This is a genomic window from Spirillospora sp. NPDC049024 (assembly GCF_040649235.1).
In the GTDB taxonomy this organism is placed as follows: domain Bacteria; phylum Actinomycetota; class Actinomycetes; order Streptosporangiales; family Streptosporangiaceae; genus Spirillospora.
On record NZ_JBEZFD010000002.1, the window covers coordinates 223,052 to 240,682 of the forward strand.

General features: G+C 71.9%; 16 protein-coding genes. 7 read left to right on the top strand and 9 right to left on the bottom strand.

Going from position 1 to position 17,631, the window contains the following annotated elements; all coding sequences use genetic code 11:
- Position 1 precedes the first annotated feature (1 nt).
- The 8 genes from AB0C21_RS03910 to AB0C21_RS03945 form a co-directional block, all read right to left on the bottom strand.
- Entirely contained in the window at positions 2–1,936 is a 1,935-nt protein-coding gene (locus AB0C21_RS03910) for an ABC1 kinase family protein (protein WP_500202548.1), read from the bottom strand.
- 104 nt (positions 1,937–2,040) lie between these two features.
- On the bottom strand, positions 2,041–2,907 hold the full coding sequence (locus AB0C21_RS03915; RefSeq protein ID WP_500202549.1) for a Sco1979 family transcriptional regulator: 867 nt from the start codon (positions 2,905–2,907) through the stop codon (positions 2,041–2,043).
- Between the two features lie 167 nt (positions 2,908–3,074).
- A complete protein-coding gene (locus AB0C21_RS03920; protein WP_500202550.1) occupies positions 3,075–4,112 on the bottom strand; it encodes an XRE family transcriptional regulator in 1,038 nt (345 codons plus the stop codon).
- Positions 4,113–4,128: 16 nt separating this feature from the next.
- Positions 4,129–4,770 (bottom strand): hypothetical protein, encoded by a 642-nt coding sequence (locus AB0C21_RS03925; protein WP_500202551.1) that lies wholly within the window; start codon positions 4,768–4,770, stop codon positions 4,129–4,131.
- 28 nt (positions 4,771–4,798) lie between these two features.
- Positions 4,799–5,587, bottom strand: coding sequence for a glutamate ABC transporter substrate-binding protein (locus AB0C21_RS03930; RefSeq protein ID WP_500202552.1), 789 nt, complete (start codon positions 5,585–5,587; stop codon positions 4,799–4,801).
- A gap of 96 nt (positions 5,588–5,683) precedes the next feature.
- On the bottom strand, positions 5,684–6,262 hold the full coding sequence (locus AB0C21_RS03935) for a hypothetical protein (RefSeq protein WP_500202553.1): 579 nt from the start codon (positions 6,260–6,262) through the stop codon (positions 5,684–5,686).
- Positions 6,263–6,403: 141 nt separating this feature from the next.
- On the bottom strand, positions 6,404–7,078 hold the full coding sequence (locus AB0C21_RS03940; protein ID WP_500202554.1) for a hypothetical protein: 675 nt from the start codon (positions 7,076–7,078) through the stop codon (positions 6,404–6,406).
- 145 nt (positions 7,079–7,223) lie between these two features.
- Positions 7,224–8,861 carry an NAD(P)/FAD-dependent oxidoreductase gene (locus AB0C21_RS03945; RefSeq protein WP_500202555.1) on the bottom strand — a complete coding sequence of 546 codons (1,638 nt, stop codon included), beginning with the start codon at positions 8,859–8,861 and terminating at the stop codon, positions 7,224–7,226.
- 324 nt (positions 8,862–9,185) lie between these two features.
- On the opposite strand from AB0C21_RS03945, the gene AB0C21_RS03950 reads away from it, so the two are divergent.
- The 4 genes from AB0C21_RS03950 to AB0C21_RS03965 all read left to right on the top strand — a co-directional run bounded on the left by AB0C21_RS03950 (position 9,186) and on the right by AB0C21_RS03965 (position 12,931).
- Positions 9,186–9,644: a nuclear transport factor 2 family protein gene (locus AB0C21_RS03950; RefSeq protein WP_500202556.1), complete on the top strand. Its 459-nt coding sequence runs from the start codon at positions 9,186–9,188 to the stop codon at positions 9,642–9,644.
- A 91-nt stretch (positions 9,645–9,735) separates the two neighbouring features.
- Positions 9,736–10,974, top strand: a complete 1,239-nt coding sequence (locus tag AB0C21_RS03955; protein ID WP_500202557.1) for a hypothetical protein — start codon at positions 9,736–9,738, stop codon at positions 10,972–10,974.
- Positions 10,974–11,759 carry an SDR family oxidoreductase gene (locus tag AB0C21_RS03960; protein WP_500202558.1) on the top strand — a complete coding sequence of 262 codons (786 nt, stop codon included), beginning with the start codon at positions 10,974–10,976 and terminating at the stop codon, positions 11,757–11,759. The genes AB0C21_RS03955 and AB0C21_RS03960 overlap by 1 nt, the downstream gene beginning before the upstream one ends.
- A gap of 14 nt (positions 11,760–11,773) precedes the next feature.
- The gene (locus AB0C21_RS03965) at positions 11,774–12,931 is read left to right on the top strand and encodes a sulfotransferase family protein (protein WP_149261974.1); all 1,158 of its coding nucleotides are present in this window, start codon (positions 11,774–11,776) and stop codon (positions 12,929–12,931) included.
- A gap of 155 nt (positions 12,932–13,086) precedes the next feature.
- On the opposite strand, the gene AB0C21_RS03970 is transcribed toward AB0C21_RS03965, so the two are convergent.
- Positions 13,087–14,508, bottom strand: coding sequence for a DHA2 family efflux MFS transporter permease subunit (locus tag AB0C21_RS03970; RefSeq protein WP_500202559.1), 1,422 nt, complete (start codon positions 14,506–14,508; stop codon positions 13,087–13,089).
- 134 nt (positions 14,509–14,642) lie between these two features.
- Here AB0C21_RS03970 and AB0C21_RS03975 point away from each other — a divergent pair, with 134 nt between their 5' ends.
- The 3 genes from AB0C21_RS03975 (at position 14,643) to AB0C21_RS03985 (ending at position 17,621) form a co-directional block, all read left to right on the top strand.
- Positions 14,643–15,626, top strand: coding sequence for a sigma-70 family RNA polymerase sigma factor (locus AB0C21_RS03975; protein ID WP_500202560.1), 984 nt, complete (start codon positions 14,643–14,645; stop codon positions 15,624–15,626).
- A gap of 81 nt (positions 15,627–15,707) precedes the next feature.
- Positions 15,708–16,484 carry a class I SAM-dependent methyltransferase gene (locus AB0C21_RS03980; protein WP_500202561.1) on the top strand — a complete coding sequence of 259 codons (777 nt, stop codon included), beginning with the start codon at positions 15,708–15,710 and terminating at the stop codon, positions 16,482–16,484.
- Positions 16,485–16,748: 264 nt separating this feature from the next.
- Positions 16,749–17,621, top strand: coding sequence for a diacylglycerol/lipid kinase family protein (locus AB0C21_RS03985; RefSeq protein ID WP_500202562.1), 873 nt, complete (start codon positions 16,749–16,751; stop codon positions 17,619–17,621).
- Positions 17,622–17,631: the final 10 nt, after the last annotated feature.

A 17,631-nucleotide genomic window follows, 5' to 3' on the forward strand; every position in this document is an offset into this window, starting at 1 on the left:
GTCAGCGGCGGAAGACGACCGTCAGGACGCGGAGGGAGAGGACCGAGCAGATCACCAGGCCGCAGTAGCCGAAGAACTGGAAGAGGGTCACGTCCCGGGTCATCGCGGGGCCGTCCTTCAGGCCGAGCAGCATCACCGCCATCACACCGGCCGTCGACGCGAGGATGGTGAGCAGGACCTGCTGGAGCAGGCCCGCGACCGTGCGGCGGTCCGACTCGTCGGCGAACAGGCGGACGTTCACGCTCAGGCGGCCCGCCTCCGCGGCGGCGGCGATGCGGTCCAGGCGGCGGGGGAGGCGGCGCAGCATCGGCAGCAGGCTGAGCAGCTCGTCGTTCGCGGCCTCGCGCAGGGAGCCGGGCCGGAGGCGTTCCCGCAGGTAGGACTCGCCGAACGCGTGCGCCTCGGTGACGATCCCGAAGCCCGGCGCGAGCCCGGTCAGCCCGCCCTCCAGCGTCGCCAGCGCGCGGAACACGGCGGCGATCTCCGCCGGGACGGCGAGGTCGAACCGCGCGACGAGCCGGAACAGGTCGGTGAACATGGCCATGTCGGGGGTCGTCCCGGGGCCGAGATGGCGGGCCATGAAGGCGCCGAGCGCGCGGGCGAGGCCCTGCTCGTCCAGCTCGTCCGGGCGGGCGACGACCTCCAGGAACGCGTCGGTCACCGCCACCGAGTCGCCGCGGTTCATGGCGAGGAGCATGCGCTGGAGGCAGCCGCGCAGCTCGGTGTCCAGCCGCCCGACGGACCCGAAGTCGATCAGGCCGAGGCGGCCGTCGTCGAGCAGCAGGATGTTGCCGGGGTGCGGGTCGGCGTGGAACACCCCGTCCAGGACGATCTGGCGCAGCACCGTGTCGAGGAGGGTGCGCGCGAGTCCGGTCCGGTCCAGGCCGCGCGAGTCGATGCGCGGGCCTGCCTTGCTGAGCGCGACGCCGTCCAGGCGCTCCATGACGAGGACGCGGCTCGTGCACAGGTCGTCGTGGGGGCGGGGGATGACGACGTCGCCGCCGCGGGCGGTCGCCGCCACCGAGGCCATGTTGCGCGCCTCGACGCGGAAGTCGAGCTCCTCGCGCAGCGCGGTCGCGAACCCGGCGGCGAGGTCCACGACGCCGAACGACCTGGCCCACCCGGCGCGCTCGTGGAGCGTCCGGGCGAGGCGGAGGGTGATGTCGAGGTCGCGCTCGACCACCGCGCGGACGCCGGGCCGCTGGATCTTGACGACCACCTCCTCGCCGGACCGGAGCGTGGCCCGGTGCACCTGCGCGATGGACGCGGCGGCGAGCGGGGCCCGGTCGAAGGAGGCGAAGACGTCCCGCGGGTCGCCGAGCTCCTCGCGGACCACGCGCTCGATCTCCGGCCACGGGACGGGAGAGGCGCTGTCCTGCAAGCGGCCCAGCTCCTCGACGAACTCGGGCGGGAGCACGTCCCGCCGCGTCGACAGCACCTGGCCGAGCTTGACGAACACGACGCCGCCCTCCTCGAGGGCGCGGGTGAACGAGCGCGCCGCCGAGCTGCTCGGGCGGGAGCGCCCGCGCAGGTAGGGGCCGAGGCCGTGGCGCAGGAAGATGAACGAGATCCGGCGGTACCGGCGGGTGCGCGCGATCCGCGACCGCGCGCCGCCGAGCCAGTGCAGCGGCGACGGCACCGTCCCGGTCGGGACGAACGCCTCCCACAGCACCAGGATCGTCATCGAGACGAGGAGCGCGCACGCGAAGCCGAGGCAGATGAGCCACAGCAGCGGCCCCGGGTGCCGGTCCCCGCGCAGGTCGCCGATCAGCGCGCTGATGATCGGGCTCGCGACCGCCTGCCCGGTCGCGCCCGCCACGAGCGTCCGGAACAGGGGGAACCGGGCGTTCAGCAGGCTCCTCGCCCCGTACGCCATGACCCAGGTGTTGATCGCCGTCCCGATGAGGAAGGCGACGACCGTCGCCGAACCGTTCATTCCCGCCGCCCGCGTGATCGTCCGCTATGCCACGGTGGACGCTAGTGAGCGCGGGTGCGGGCGCGATTCCCGCCGGCGGGGGATGCGCTCCTCCCGGCGGGGGATCAGAGCTCGCCGAGCAGGTCCATGAGGAAGGTCGTGGTGCGGGCGGGACGGGCCGCGCGGATGCCCAGCAGGTCCATGATCTCCTGGTAGCGGACCGCCTCCTGGCCCTCGGGGTAGCGGGCGCCGGTCAGGTGCTCCAGGTAGACCATGTCGTCGAGGTCGTGCTCGGCGAACCGGACGATCGTGATCGGGCCGCCCAGCGCCAGGTGCCCGCCCGCCGAGAACGGCAGGACCTGCACCTTCACGTTGGGCATCTCCTCCGACATCTCGATGAGGTGCTCGACCTGGCCGCGCATCGTCTTCGGCCCCCCGATCGGCCGGCGCAGCGCCGCCTCGTCGATCACGGCCCACAGCGTGGTCGCGCCGTTCCTCCGGTGCAGGATCTGCTGCCGCCGCATCCGGAGGTCGAGGCGCCGTTCGAGGCCGTCGTAACCCGCGTCATGGTGTTCGAGGCCGATGACGGCCCGCGCGTAGTCGCGCGTTTGCAGAAGGCCCGGGATGTATTGCACCTCGTAGGCGCGAATCGTCGCCGCCGACTGCTCCAGGCCGAGGTACTGCTCGAACCAGCTCGGCACGATGTCGCCGTAGCCCTGCCACCAGCCCGGTCTCTTCGCCTCCCGGACGAGTTGGACGAAGCCGTTCCGCTCGTCCTCGTCCTCGACGCCGTAGAGGGTGAGCAGGTCGAGGACGTCCCGGATCTTGAAGCCGTGCCGGCCGAGTTCCAGCCGGCTTATCTTGGACGCCGACCCGCGGATCACCTCACCGGCCTCGACCCGGCTGAGCCCGTTCTCCTCGCGCATCCGCCGTAACCGCGCTCCGAGCTGCATCCGCAACGCGGTCGGACTCGCCAGCCGATTGTCGATCACCCAGGTCTCCAGCGTTCCATACGGTGGTCCGGCAATTACTCTCGGAGGGTCTCACAGGCAATGGTGGACGCGCAGGGAACCCCGGGACAGGGATACATATCTGTCGCAGCCGCTTTACAAATCCCGCCATTGCGTTGAATGCGCGGGCGGGAGCGTTCCAGAACGGGTCACCGCCGCGGAACGAGCAGGTCGAGGTCGGCGCGCGTGACCCGCGCCTCGCCGGCGACCCGGTCGCGGTCGGTGCCGGCCTCCTCCACGACCTCCAGCGCGCGGGTGAGCATCGTCGGCTGCTCCAGGGGCCTCGCCGGGCCCGGCTCCTGCCGCCGCCAGCCGCGCGAGCTCAGCGTGCTCATCGCGTTCCGGTACACGGTCTCCGTCATGATCCCGAGGGTGCGGGCCCGGTAGAGCAGAGCCGCCATGCTGACGCCCCAGGACGCCTTGAGCTCGGCCAGCCGCTCCCAGTCGGGGCCCGCGGGCAGCTCGCCGGCGATGTCGGCCTCCGGCATGAGGAACTCCGCCGCGAACCGGTGCGCCTGGTCCTCGACGATCTTCTCCCCGGGTTCGGCGTCGGCGTGCATCACCAGGTGCCCCAGCTCGTGGGCCGCGTCGAAGCGGTTGCGCCAGTAGTCGCCCTTGGCCGGGTTGAAGAACACCATCGGCCTCGGATGGACGCCGACGCTGAACGCGTCCACCCGCTCGGCCGCCCGCGGCAGCACCAGGACGAGCACGCCGCGGGACTCCAGCAGCCGGACGACGTGCGGTACCGGCCCGGCCCGTTCGACCAGCGCCTTCCTGGTGAGCCTGGCCGCCTCGGCGGGACCGGGGCCGGCGATCTCCTCCGGGGAGACCGGGTACTCGGGAAGGTCGACCTCGGGGAGGTCGACGAGCCTTTCGAGGACGGCGACGACGTCGGTGGCGATCCGCCCGTAGGCGAGCGCCTGGTCGCGCTCGATCTGCGTCGTCGACCGGAGCGAGCGGAAATGGGCCCCGTCCATGGAGACCGGGCTGCGGCCGCTCTGGAAGAACTCGACGGGCACGCCCAGCGCGATCGCCAGCCGCCGCACCGTCGGCTCCTCGGGCCGCTGCACGCCCGCCTCGTACTGCCCGATCGCCTTCGGCGTCGTCCCCACGGCCTGCGCGAGCTGGTTCTTGCGCAGGCCTCTGAGCCGCCGGGCGAGCGTCAGCCGCTCGCAGTCGAACAGCACCCCGCGCCACCTTCTGCTAGGCCGTCTTCGTCTCCCCGCGGAGCCGCATGGGGACGTCGTCCTCGCGGTCGTCCCACAGCGGCATCGTCCGCTCGACGAGCTTACGACGTGGATCGGGCCCGATGGTGTCGTCCAGGGGTTTGACCCAGTGCCAGGCGGTGCCGCCGTCCGCGTTCCACCTGGGGCGGCCCAGGAAGAGCTCCATCTCCAGCGGCGCCTCGGTGGCGCTGTGCGCGAGCACCAGCGTCACGACGCCGGGCGTGTCGCGCGCCTCGATGCCGAGCGGGAGGGCGAGCTGCGGGTCCTCGATGAAGGACTGCCGCGCCACGGCCTGCTTGGTGGGGCTGTCGCGGTCCCACCGGATGCCCCTGACGTTCCCGAACTCGTGCCGCTTGAGCAGGACGCGGTACGCCCCGTACCGCCAGCCGGGCGAACCGTTCAGATCGTCGCGGACGACCTGCGGCTCGCTCTCGAAGACCCGGTCGATCTGCGAGGCGAGCACGTCGAAGGCGCCGACCCCGTACGTCCGCTCCGTGAACCCCGCCGCCCGGCTCAGCCCGCCGAAGACGGCGAGCGTCGCCTCCCGGTGGGCCTCCCGCAGGGCGTGCAGGAAGCCCGCTGCCAGGAGCTCGTCCCAAGCATCCCTGTCCTCAGCCACGCTCCGACCATAGCCAGAGCCGCCGACATTACGAGCAGCCCTCGAACTCGGGGACCTCGCGGACGAGCGTGAGCCCGCTCTTCCCGAACCACTTGTCGAGCAGGCGGCCGGCCGTTCCGTCCTGGTACATCGTCGTGATGGCCCGGTTCACCGCCTCGCATCCGTCCGTGTCGCCCTTGCGCATCCCGACCCCGTAGCGCTCGTCGGTGAAGGGCGCGTTGACGATTCTCAGGTCCGGGGCCCCGAACCCGGCGAGGACCAGGTCGCCCGTGGAGATGGCGTCCACGGCCCCGGACCTCAGCTTCGCCACGCAGTCGCTGTAGGACGATCCCGGGACGAGCCTCGCGGCGATGCTCAGACCGACCACCACCCGCTCGGTCGAGACCGACCCGCTGGCCTGGCACATCCTTCGCCCGGCCAGATCGCGCACGCTCCGGACGCGGGTTTCGCTCCGCCGCACCATGACGTCCTGATGAGCGACGTAGTAGGGCCCGCCGAAGTCGACCAGCCTGGACCGGTCCGGTGTGATCGAGTAGGAGGCGAGCACCAGGTCGACGGCGTGCTGGTTAAGAAGCCGCTCCCGATCGTCGGACCTGACCTCGCGGAACGTCACGCTGGACGCCCCGAGGCGGCGGGCGATGTAGCGGCCCACATCGACCTCGAACCCTTGGAACACCCCGTCTTTCCTCAGCCCGAGCCCGGGCTGGTCGGCCTTGACCCCGACCACGATGACGTCCTGACGGTGGATCGAGGCTTTGGCGGTCGCACATCCGACGAGCGCGAGCGCGAGAGCGAGAAGCACGAGAATGGCGCGCACGCACCATGACTAGCGAGGAGAAACGGCCGCCAGATGAACGTGAGGCGGCCGCCCCATACCGGCGGATGAATCCGCCGGCCCCCTCGCCCTCCGCGATCATCGGCTCCCGCCGCGGTCGCCGACCGCGAAGAGCCGCACCTGCCGCAGCCGCGGCTCCGGCCCGACCCGTCCCTCCCGCACCCACAGGGCGTGGACGGTCATCAGCACGAGCTGCCGGGCCCCGACGAAGAACAGCACGGCCAACGGCAACTCGCCGAGCAGGGCGGTCAGCACGCTGACGACGAACTCTCCCGACCCCCACGAGAGCCAGACGTCGAACCAGGCGTCGCACAGCAGCAGCGTCCCGCTGACGAGCTGCCCGAAGATGGCGATCTGGAGCCGTTTCCAGATGGCGAAGGCGGTGGCACCGATCGCGACGGTCAACCCGACGTCGAAACCTATCCAGGCGACGGCCCACTGCCCCGCGGTGAAGTGCTGCGGCAGCGTGAACCCCAGCACGACGGTCCAGGGGACGAGCCAGACGCAGCAGGCCACCAGCCCCGCCAGCACGGCCCAGCGCCGCCGCCGGTAGCGGGGCTCCTCAAGCGGATCCGCGTCCTCGACCGAGATGAGGGCCCGCAGCAGCGCGGTCCGCTCGTCCCTCGAAAGACCCCGGACCTCCTCGGGTGTCAGCACCGGCCCACCTCCTCGACCGCCACCCTAAGAAGGCGCGGTGCCCTCCGGCTATGGCGGGAACGGCGGATTCGAGGCCGCGAACTGCCTGATGGCCGCCGAAGCGAAACGCCTTCGGCGGCCATCAGACCCGCTTCTCGGAAGTCAGCTGTTGACCGGGTGAGCTCCCTGCGCCAGGCGGCCGGTGGCACCTTGCCTGCTCCTGAGCGTGACGATGCCCATCATGAGGAGCCAGTAGCTGAGGATGGCGCCCATCGAGGCGGTCGTGCCCCAGCCGTTGGCGGCGTAGAAGAAGGCCGGCTTGTTCCCGAAGAAGAGCGACGGGATGAAGACGAAGTTGACGCCGGCCAGTACGTAGGCGGACGTGCCGGTCCAGCGCGGCAGCGCGCCGGTCCTCCTGATGGCGAATCCAAGGGCGGTCAGGAAGAACGCCAGCAGCATGCGCCCGATGGACCCGTACAGGATGTACGTCCCGCTGACGTCGATGGTCGGGTCGATCGGACGGTCCGCGGCGATGACGGCCCCGGCCTCCAGCCCGCTGGATACCAGGGTGACGAGAACGTACGCGAGCCCGGCCGCGAAAGTGAAATTCCCGACCCATTCGTACCGCGCGTCGACGCTCTTGACGAACTCGCGGAAGCTCGCCATGAACACGAGCATGAATCCGAGGGCCAGGATTCCCAGCAGGAGCCGGCTGAGGACATTGGAGTCCGGTGGCGGCCCCGAGTAGACGAAGTACAGCGGAACCTCGACGGTGAGGAGGACGGCGGCGGCCAGGCACGACCATCCGGTGAAGCGCCGGGCGAGAACTGTGTCCACGAGACTGCCTTTCTCGGTTGCGAGCGCGAATCGGCATCTGCGTAAACACTTTTCCGGGAATTCCGTGACCTGTCCGTGGGCGTGCCTCCCACACCGCGGTAGAGCTACGCCCACCTTCGCGATGCCCGCCCGCCGCGGACGCGGTTCAGAGCGCCAGGAATTCGTGGACCGAGCGGACGGCCGTGGCGCCCTCGCCCACCGCGGAGGCGACCCGCTTGATCGAGCCCTTCCGCACGTCGCCCGCCGCGAACACGCCGGGCATGCTCGTCTCCAGCGGCATGGGGTCCCGGCCGAGCGGCCAGCGCGCCGGGGCCCTGTCGTAGATCTCGCGGCCCGTCAGGAGGTAGCCCTGCTCGTCGCCGGCGATCCCGTCCGGGAGCCACCGCGTGTGCGGCTCGCCCCCGATCATGATGAAGAGGGCGGCGGCCGGGACCCGCTCGGTGGTGCCCGCCTCCCGGTCGGCGAGCGTCAGGGACTCCAGCCGTTCGGCGCCGCCGCAGCCGACCACCTCGGTCCGCGTGCGGACGACGATGTTCGGGGTCGACTCGATGGCGCGTATCAGGTAGGTCGACGCCGACTTCGCCAGGTTGCCGCCACGGACGACCAGCGTGACCGTGCGGGCGTGCTTGGCCAGGTGCAGCGCTCCCTGGCCCGCCGAGTTCCCGGCGCCCACGATGAAGACGTCCTGGCCCCGCATGGCGCGGCTCTCGCCCACGGCCATGCCGTAGAACACGCCCGAACCGACGAGGGCCTCCAGGCCGGGGACGCCCAGCCGCCGCCAGTCGACGCCCGTGGCGATCAGCACCGCGCGGGCGCTGACCTCGGAGCCGTCCGCCATGCGGACCACCCGCCGGTCGCCGCGGGCTTCGAGGTCCACCACCCGCTGGGCGAAGGCGATGTGCGCGCCCATCAGCCATGCCTGCTCGCAGGTCCGCTCCATCAGGTAGCCGCCGGAGACGCCGTGGGGGAACCCCGGATAGTTCCTGATCATGGGGCTGGTCCCGGCCTGCCCGCCGGAGAAGGCCTGTTCCAGCAGCACGGTGTCGAGCCCCTCGGACGCCGCGTAGACGGCCGCCGTCAGGCCGGCCGACCCGGCGCCGACGATGGCGACGTCGCAGGTCTCCAGGTCGTTCGTGACCTGGACCCCCATCGCGCACGCGAGGTCGGGCACCTGCGGGTCCACGAACGCCCTGCCGTCGTAGCGGATGACCACGGGCAGCCGCGACGCGTCGAGCCCGGCCTCCCGCAGCAGTTGCCGCCCGGCCTCCTCGCCGGGCGGGTGGACCACGAACGGCAGGTTGAAGCGCGCCATCACGTCGCGCAGCCGGAGCATGCGGGGGTCGTCCATGTCGGCGACGACGCGGAAGAGCTCGAACGCCGGCTCCTGCTCCTCCGTCCACGAGGACAGGAACTCGCTCACCGCTCGGTGCATCGACTCGTCGTTCGTCCAGGGCCGCACGAGGTGGTAGTCGGCGAGGCCGAGTGCGATCGCCTGGACGGCCGGGCTGGTCGAGGAGTAGTCGCGGTCCACCATCAGCACGCGCTTGGCACCGGGGTAGAGCTCGTGCGCCCGCACCAGGACGTCGGAGCAGGCGTCGTCCACCATCAGCAGCGCGACCGGCTCGTCGGACTCCGCCATCTCCTTCAGCGCGCCGCACGCCTCTCCGGGCGAGCCCGCGCTCTTCACCGTGAACGCGTCGCCCAGCCGCCGCTCCAGGTCGGCGAGCAGTACGCGTCGCGAACCCGCATCGTGGTCGACCACGAGAATGACCGGTGCCGTCACCTCTACCAGCGTAATCGCCGCCAGAGGACCCTCCGGGGGCGCGAGCACCCGGCCTCGGCGTCGGCGGGCGGCGGAACTCCGGCGTCCCGCCCTCACCGTCCGGGTGCCGCTTCCCTTACCGGCAGCGGGATCGCGGGACGGGGAACTTGGTGGATCTTGCCCCGTTCGTTGGCGTTCGCCCCCTCGGCCGTCGATCGTCCAGTGCCGACCTTTTGCTCGATGTTGACGGGCGCGGCGGACCCCTCCCCTCCCGGCCGCGATGATCGGACAGGTGGGTAGAACGTGTTCTTGTATTTTTCGGGTGGAGCCGGGAGGCTGGGGCGCATGGATCTGGTCGCACTGGAAGAGATTCGGCGGTTGAAGTACCGGTACCTGCGGTGCGTCGACCTCAAGCTGTGGGACGAGTTCGCCGAGGTGTTCACCGAGGACGCCGTCGCGGAGTACGACACGCCCGTGCTCGGCGAGACGCTCCGGCTGGAGGGCCGGGACGCGATCGTGGCGTACATGCGGTCCAACCTCGGCCCGGACAAGATCAGCGCGCACACGGCGGGCTGCCCGGAGATCGACCTGGACGGGGACCGCGCCACCGGGACCTGGTCGCTGGACGACACGATCATCCTGCCGAACGACCGGCTGCTCATCCGGGGCGCGGCCTTCTACCACGACGTGTACCGGCGGGACGGCGACGGCTGGCGGGTCGAGAAGACCGGGCACAAGCGCACCTACGAGTACATGGTCTCGCTGGACGACGCGCCGAGCCTGAAGTTCACCACCTCCCATTGAGCGGGACCCGGGCATTGCCCCTCGCATAGAACACGTTCTAGTCTGCGTCCCCCAGAGCACGGCCTCGCGCCCGCGATCCGAGGAGAGCCCGGTGGCCACCGACTCAGCCGAAGGCAGCACCCATAGCCAGGGCGGCACCGACAGCCAGGACGCCGCGACGCGCTCGTTCGCCGAAGCGGTCGTGGAGGCGGAGCGGATCATCCGTGCCGCGCCGCACGTCAAGAACGACCAGGACCTGGCCGAGGGCCTCGACTACCTGGCCGGAAGCATCAAGGCGTCGCTGCACATGGTGGGCGCCTACCAGCGGGACTACCCGTTCTTCGCATCGTCCACGGGGCCGTACACCAAGCTCGGGCTCGACAACCCCGACACGCTGTACTTCCACGCCTACATCCGGGACGACGCCGAGTACGTGGTGACCGGGCGCCGGGGCACCACCGCCGACCTCAGCTTCCAGGTCATGAACGGCGACTACTCGCCGGCGAAGTCGCCCGACAGCCTCACCGCGTTCGACGACCGCGAGCTGGACATCGCCGAGGACGGTACGTTCCAGCTGCGGTTCGGCCCGCCGAAGCGGGACGCGGGGCCCGGATACGTGGCCCTCGCCCCCGGCTCGGCGATGCTCATCGTGCGCGAGGTCTTCAGCGACTGGGCGAACGAGAGGCCGGGGGAGATCCGCATCCACCGCGCCGACACGCTCGGGACGTCCCCGCTGCCGGTGCCGTCCGACCGGATGGCCAGGCGCTACGAGATAGCGGGCAAGATGCTGGTGTCCAGGATCCGCACCTTCCTGGCCTTCCCCGAATGGCACTACCTGCAGCTCCCGGTCAACACGCTGACCGAGCCGCGTCCCACGCCCGGCGGGCTGGCTACGCAGTTCTCGTCCGTCGGCCACTACGACCTGGACGACGACGAGGTCATGGTCGTCACCGCCCCGGCCGCCGACCGGAAGGTGGCCCCCTACCAGGGCTTCCAGCTCGGCAGCATGTGGTACGTCTCGCTCGACTACATCAACCACCAGACGAGCCTCACCGCCGACCAGGCCCGCGTGGACGAGGACGGCATGATCCGCTACGTCGTCAGCGAGCGCGATCCCGGGCTCGCCAACTGGATCGAGCGCACCGGGCACCGCCGCGGCTACCTGCAGTTCCGCTGGCAGCGGCTCGCCCGCGACCTCACCCCTGAGGACGGGCCGACCGCCGAGGTCGTGCCGTTCGACGACCTGCCGCGCGTCCTGCCCTACTACGAGAGCCAGCGCGTCGGGGAAGCGGAGTGGGCGGAGCGGATCGCCGCCCGCCAGACCGCCGTGGCGAAGAGGATGCTCGGCTGATGGGCGCCGGACTGCTGGACGGCAAGGTCGTCGTCGTCTCCGGTGTCGGCCCGGGGCTCGGCCGGGGGCTCGCCCTCCAGTGCGCCGAGGCCGGGGCCGACCTCGTCCTGGCCGCGCGCAACGAGGAGCGGCTCGCCGAGGTCGCCAAGGAGGTCGAGGAGCTCGGGCGGCGCGCCGCGACCGTCCCGACCGACATCCGGGACGCGGCCGCCTGCGAGCGGCTGGCCGAGGCCGCCGGGGAGGCGTTCGGGCGGGTGGACGGCCTGGTCAACAACGCCTTCGCCACGCCGCCGCTGACCGATCTGACGAAGGTCGATCTCGACGCGGTGCGGGCGGGCTTCGAGACCAACGTGCTCGCCGCGCTCCACCTGACCAGGCTGTTCGTCCCGGCACTGGAGGAGTCCCGCGGCTCCGTCGTCATGATCAACTCGGCGGTGCTGCGGCATTCGCGGCGGACGTTCGGGGCCTACAAGATGGCCAAGGCGGCGCTGCTCGCGATGGCGCAGAACCTCGCCACCGAGCTCGGTCCGCGCGGGATCCGCGTCAACACGATCGCGCCCGGCTACATCTGGGCGCCCAACCTCAAGTGGTACTTCCAGCACCTCGCGGAGAAGCGCGGGGTGACGGCGCAGCAGGTCTACGACGAGAACGCCGCGACGACGGACCTGCGCAAGCTGCCCGAGCCCGACGAGGTCGCCGACGCCGCCGTGTTCATGCTGTCGCCGCTGGCCCGCGCCGTGACCGGGCAGTGCCTGGACGTCAACTCCGGCGAGTGGCACCACTAGGAAGGGCGTACCCGATGACGAACGGTCGCGACAGCGTGGGGACCGTCGAGGACCTCCACGCCTCGGCCAGCAAGATCACCGGATCGGACGACTTCGGCGGCGACGAGTACCTCGACGGGCTGAAGGTGCTCCTGGAGTCGCTGGCCGCGGACGCGGGGCTCACCCCGTTCGGCAACAAGGCGCAGCGCGCGATGCTGCGCGGCGCCCTGGTCGCCCGGCAGTTCTCCGAGACGGCCTGGCGGCGCCATCCCGAGTACGCGGACGTCCCCGTCGAGCGGCCCGTCTTCGTGACGGGCCTGCCCCGCACCGGGACCACGGCCCTGCACCGGCTGCTCACCGCCGACCCCGCGCACCAGGGCCTCGACCTGTGGCTGGCCGAGGTGCCGCAGCCCCGCCCGCCGCGCGAGACCTGGGCCGACGACCCCGTCTTCCAGGCGATCGACGCGGGATACCGCCGGCACCACGTCGAGAACCCCGAGTTCATGGGCGTGCACTACATCTCGGCGGACTCCGTCGAGGAGTGCTGGCAGCTGCTCCGGCAGAGCATGCTGTCGATCTCCTTCGAGTGCCTGGCGCACCTGCCGACGTACTCGTCCTGGCTCGCCGGGCAGGACTGGACGGACGCCTACCGCAGGCACCGGCGCAACCTCCAGCTCATCGGCCTGAACGACCCCGGCCGCCGCTGGGTGCTGAAGAACCCCAGCCACCTCTTCGCCCTGGACGCGCTGCTGGAGGTCTACCCCGACGCGCTGGTCGTCCAGACGCACCGCACGCCGCGGACCGCGATGGCGTCGATGTGCAGCCTCGCCGCGCACGCCACCGCCGGATGGTCGGAGGTGTTCACCGGCGCCACGATCGGCCGCGACCAGCTCGACCTGTGGAGCCGGGGCCTCGACCGGTTCCGCGCCGAGCGGGCGCGGCACGACCCCGCGCGGTTCGTGGACGTCCACTACGACGACTTCGTCCGCGACCCGATCGGCACGGTCGAGTCCGTCTACGCCCGGTTCGGGCTGCCGTTCACGGACGAGGCCCGCGCCGCCATGACGAGCCTCCACGCCGAGAGCTCCACCGGCGCCGCGAAGCCCGCGCACCGGTACTCGCTCGAAGACTTCGGCCTCACCGCCGAGCAGGTCGACGAGCGCTTCGCCGACTACACCGCGGCCCTCCGCTGAGCCGCGCCTCCGCCCGACCGCACGTGCGGGTGCCCGCCGCCGTGTCCGAGCGTGCTCACCGCGCCAGGACCCCTGTCCCGGTGCGGTCGCGTCGACCTGCGGCATCTGACATGCCGCAGGTCAACGCACCGCTGACCAGGCCGGCGGGTCGCGCCTCAGCGGGTCGGCTCGGGTGCGCGCCGCGGAGCGGGCGGGACCGGTGACGTCCGGGCCGCCCGGTCCGGTCCGGGCATGAACAGGGCGGCGAGCGCCCCGGCCAGCGACAGGGCGCCGGTGAGCGCGAGGGCGGGCCCGAAGCCGTCGGCGAAGGTCCGCGCCGTGCCGTAGCCGCCCTCGGCGCCGAACACCGCGGCCGCGAGCGCCACGCCGAGCACCGCGGCGAACTGCCGCAGGGTGTTGAACACGCCGGACGCCTTGCCGATCTCCCGCGGCGCCACGGAGTTGATGATCGCGGTCTGCGCTGCCGGCATCGCCATGCTGACCCCGGCGCCCGCGACGACCATGGGGGCGATCAGTTCCGGATAGGCCGTCGCGGTCCCGGCGGTGAGGCCGATCCAGCCGAGCCCGATCCCCTGCAGGGCCAGCCCGGCGGCGGTGAGGGGACGGGACCCGACCCGGTTCACCAGTGCGCCCGCGACCGGGGCCACCACGGTCACGGTCCCCGTCCACGGCATGAGCTGGAGCCCGGCGGTCATCGGCCCGGCCCCGAGGGAGGTCTGGAGGAACTGGGCCATGAAGAACAGCGAGCCGTACAGGGCCGCGTACAGGAGGAGCCCGGCGGCGTTGCCCGCGGCGAAGCCGCGCGAGCGCAGCAGGCGCATCGGCACCATCGGCTCCCGGACGCGCAACTCCCAGGCGACGAAGGCCGCCAGCAGCAGGGCCCCGGCCGCCAGCGCGCCGGCCACCTCGAAGGAGCCCCAGCCGGAGCCGTCGGCGCGGATCAGGCCCCACACCAGCCCGAGCGCGCCCCCGGTCGCCAGCAGGACGCCGCCGAGGTCGAAGGAGGCCCCGCCGCCGCGGCTCTCCGGGACGTACCGGAGCACCAGCGGGATGACCGCCAGCCCGATCGGCACGTTGAGCCAGAAGATCCACTGCCACGCCAGTCCCTCGGTGACCACTCCGCCGACGACCGGCCCGGCCACCACCGCGAGACCGGTCACCCCGGCGAAGACGCCGAGGGCCCGGGCGCGCCGCTCGGGCGGGAACCCGTTGCTCAGCAGCGCCATCGCGAGCGGCATCACCAGCGCGGACCCGCACCCCTGGACGGCGCGCGCGGCGATCAGCCAGCCGATGCCGGGGGCCGCCGCGCAGGCCGCCGACGCCGCCGTGAACAGGCCGAGCCCGCCCACGAACATCCGCCTGCGCCCGAAGCGGTCGCCCAGCGCGGCGCCGGTCATCAGCAGGACGGCGAAACTGAGGCCGTAGGCGTTCACGGTCCATTCGAGCTGTTCCATGGTGGCGGACAGGTCCAGCCGGATCCTGGCCAGCGCGGTCGTCACCACCGTCGCGTCCAGCGCCACCATCAGCGACGCCGTCGCGGTCAGGCCGAGCAGCCGGCCGCTTGTTCTGCGCGCCATGCGCGTTCCCTCCAAGGTTGTACAGGCGACGTTCTTCATCGCCTGTACAAACCGGCCGAGCGGGCGGGATTCAGCGGGCGGAGGCCGACGATTCCAGCCCCGGCCTCCGGTCAGTACATGGGGAGGTGCGTCCTATGAAGACCGAAGAGAGAGATGCCGGGCCCGAGGAGTTCGGGCGCTTGACGGACCCGTTCCGGCGGGAGTTGCTGGCCTACTGCTACCGCATGCTCGGCTCCGTGCACGACGCCGAAGACCTGGTCCAGGAGGTGTATCTGCGGGCGTGGCGGTCGTACGCGTCCTTCGACGGGCGGGCGTCGCTGCGCACGTGGCTGTACCGGATCGCGACGAACGCCTGCCTGAACGCCCTGGAGCACAGCAGCCGGCGGGTGCTGCCGTCCGGACTCGCCGGGCCGTCCGCCGACGTGCCGCCGCGCGGGTCGCGCGTCCCCGAGGTGACCTGGCTGGAGCCCCTGCCCGACAGGCTCTCCGGCGCCGCGCCGGAGGACCCGGCCGCGGTCGTGGCCGCGCGGGCCGGCCTGCGGCTGGCGCTGATCGCCGCGCTGCAGTACCTGCCGCCCAGGCAGCGCGCCGTGCTGATCCTGCGGGACGTGCTGGCGTGGCCCGCCGCCGACGTCGCCGGAATGCTCGGGATGACCGGCGCGGGGGTCAACAGCACGCTGCTGCGCGCCCGGTCCCGGCTGGAACGGCTCGCCCCGGCCGGTGAGGAGATCACCGAACCGGACGAACCGGAGCAGCGCGAGCTGCTCGACCGGTTCGCCAGGGCCTTCGAGACCGTGGACATCCCCGCGCTCACCCGGCTGCTCACCGAGCAGGCGGCCTGGGAGATGCCGCCCGTCCCGCAGTGGTTCACCGGCCGGGAGGCGATCGGGCGGCTGCTGGCGGCGCGCCTCCCCTCCGGTTGCGGCCGGGGCCTGCTCGTGCCGGTCCGCGCGAACGGCCAGCCCGCCTTCGCCGCGTACCTGCGCGGTGAGGACGGCGCCCTGAACGCGCATTCCGTCATGGTGCTCTCCCCCACCGATTCAGGAATCGCGCATATAGCGAGTTTTATGGATCCTTCGCTTTTTGAGTACTTCGGCCTTCCGCGGGTTCCCGGTTGATCGTGTTCGTTCCGTTACGCGGCGCGGCGGCCGGGTAGGGCACCCGGCAATTGCCGAGGTGCTCCTTGGGGGACGAGCCCGATGACGAAAGCGCTGCCGCCGACCAGCAGGAACCGCGCGAGCCTGACCTACCGGCTGCGCTACGCCGCCCAGAATCCAGACAAGATCGGTACATATCTGTCCCGGATGGCGCGGGACCTGAAATTCCGCGTCTCCAGCCGCGGCCATGTGGCCTACTACCGGGCCGTCATGAAGTCGGACGCGGCCAGGAACCCGGAGGCCGCCGTCGGCAGCCGCACCCACGAGCGCTGGCTCGCCCTCGGCCAGATGCAGTTCGACTACCTGCTCAGGCACGGCCTCAAGCCGGACGACCGCATCCTGGAGATCGGCTGCGGCAACCTGCGCGCGGGCTGGCGGTTCATCGACTACCTCGACCCCGGCAACTACTACGGCATCGACATCTCACCGGACATCCTGCTCGCCGCGCAGCAGACGCTCGTCCGCCACGGCCTCCGCGAGAAGATGCCCCATCTCACCCTCGTCGGCGACCTGAAACTGGAGTTCCTCCCCACGGAGCACTTCACGGTCGTCCACGCGCACAGCGTCTTCAGCCACTCGCCCCTGGAGGTCATCGACGAGTGCCTCGCGCACGTGGGACGCGTCCTGGCCCCCGGCGGGTTCTTCGACTTCACCTTCGACCGCACGGAGGGGGCCGAGCACCACGTCCTCCGCGAGGACTTCTACTACCGCACCGAGACCCTGACCGCGCTGGCCGAGAGGCACGGCTTCACCGCCCGCTTCATGGACGACTGGGAGGAGCTCCCGCACGGACAGTCCAAGATCCGCGTGACCCGCTGACGCGGCGGGCGAGAGGCGGCGTGCGCCCGTGCCCACGTTCCCGCGGCTTCGCGCACCTGGGAGTTCGGTCCGCTCCGCGCCGAGGGGTCTTCGGCAGGTCGAGAGCCCTGACGCCGTCCACCCGCATGGGACGCCGTGATGCGTCCGACACCTGCGGTCCGCATCATCGGAGCGCAGAAGGGAAGGCAGACCCGGTGTGGGAACCCCCAGGCCTCCGTCACCGAGCAACGCCCCCGGAGGCTCCGCACGGCCGATCTGAGGACCATGCTTCTCTTCACCAACGCCCAGGCCGGTACGCATGACGCCGAGACCCTCGACCGGGTCGCCGCGCTGCTCCGGGACGCGGGGCGGGAGGTGACCGTCTGCCCGTGCGTCGCGCCCGGAGACCTCGACGAGGCCCTGGACAAGGATCGGAAGGCGGTCGTCGTGGCCGCCGGCGGCGACGGATCCATCAACCGCCTGGTCGGCACCCTGCACCGGCGCGGCGAGCTGGACCGGACGGTCGGCCTGCTGCCGATGGGCACCGGGAACGACCTCGCCCGCAACCTCGGCATCCCGCTCGACCCCGAGGAGGCCGCCCGCCTGCTGCTGGACGGCGGGCGTCGCGAGCTGGACATGATCGTCGACGAGGACGGCCGCGCGACGCTCAACGCCGTGCACGTGGGCATCGGCGCCGCGGCAGCGGAGAGCGCGACCCGGTTCAAGAGCACGCTCAAGGCCGCGGCGTTCCCGCTGGGCGCGGTCCTGGCGGGCGTGCGCCACTCCGGGTGGCGGCTGCGGGTCGAGGCCGACGGCGAACACGTCGCCGAGGGCAAGTTCCTCATGGCCGCGATCACCAACGCCTCCGGCATCGCGGGCGGCTCCGCCCAGCTGGCGGCGGACGCGCACCCGGGGGACGGGAGACTGGAGCTGGTCGTCTCCGCCGCCACCGGCCCCTTCGCGCGCGTCGCGTACGCCCTGCGCCTGCGCGACGGCAGCCACCGCCACCGGGACGACGTCCTGCACACCAAGGCCTGCGAAGTGACGATCAGCGGGCAGGAGTTCCGCGTCAACAGCGACGGCGAGGTCTCCGGTCCCTACACGAGCCGCACCTGGACGCTGCACCCGTCCGCGTGGCGGCTGATCGCCCCGGCCTGACGGAGGGCCA

Excerpts from the sequence above, each read along its gene's own strand:
- AB0C21_RS03985 (WP_500202562.1), top strand. The coding sequence starts at position 16,749 with ATGCTTCTCTTCACCAACGCCCAGGCCGGTACGCATGACGCCGAGACC.
- AB0C21_RS03910 (WP_500202548.1), bottom strand. The coding sequence starts at position 1,936 with ATGAACGGTTCGGCGACGGTCGTCGCCTTCCTCATCGGGACGGCGATC.
- AB0C21_RS03975 (WP_500202560.1), top strand. The coding sequence starts at position 14,643 with ATGAAGACCGAAGAGAGAGATGCCGGGCCCGAGGAGTTCGGGCGCTTG.
- AB0C21_RS03970 (WP_500202559.1), bottom strand. The coding sequence starts at position 14,508 with ATGGCGCGCAGAACAAGCGGCCGGCTGCTCGGCCTGACCGCGACGGCG.
- AB0C21_RS03980 (WP_500202561.1), top strand. The coding sequence starts at position 15,708 with ATGACGAAAGCGCTGCCGCCGACCAGCAGGAACCGCGCGAGCCTGACC.
- AB0C21_RS03950 (WP_500202556.1), top strand. The coding sequence starts at position 9,186 with ATGGATCTGGTCGCACTGGAAGAGATTCGGCGGTTGAAGTACCGGTAC.
- AB0C21_RS03965 (WP_149261974.1), top strand. The coding sequence starts at position 11,774 with ATGACGAACGGTCGCGACAGCGTGGGGACCGTCGAGGACCTCCACGCC.
- AB0C21_RS03960 (WP_500202558.1), top strand. The coding sequence starts at position 10,974 with ATGGGCGCCGGACTGCTGGACGGCAAGGTCGTCGTCGTCTCCGGTGTC.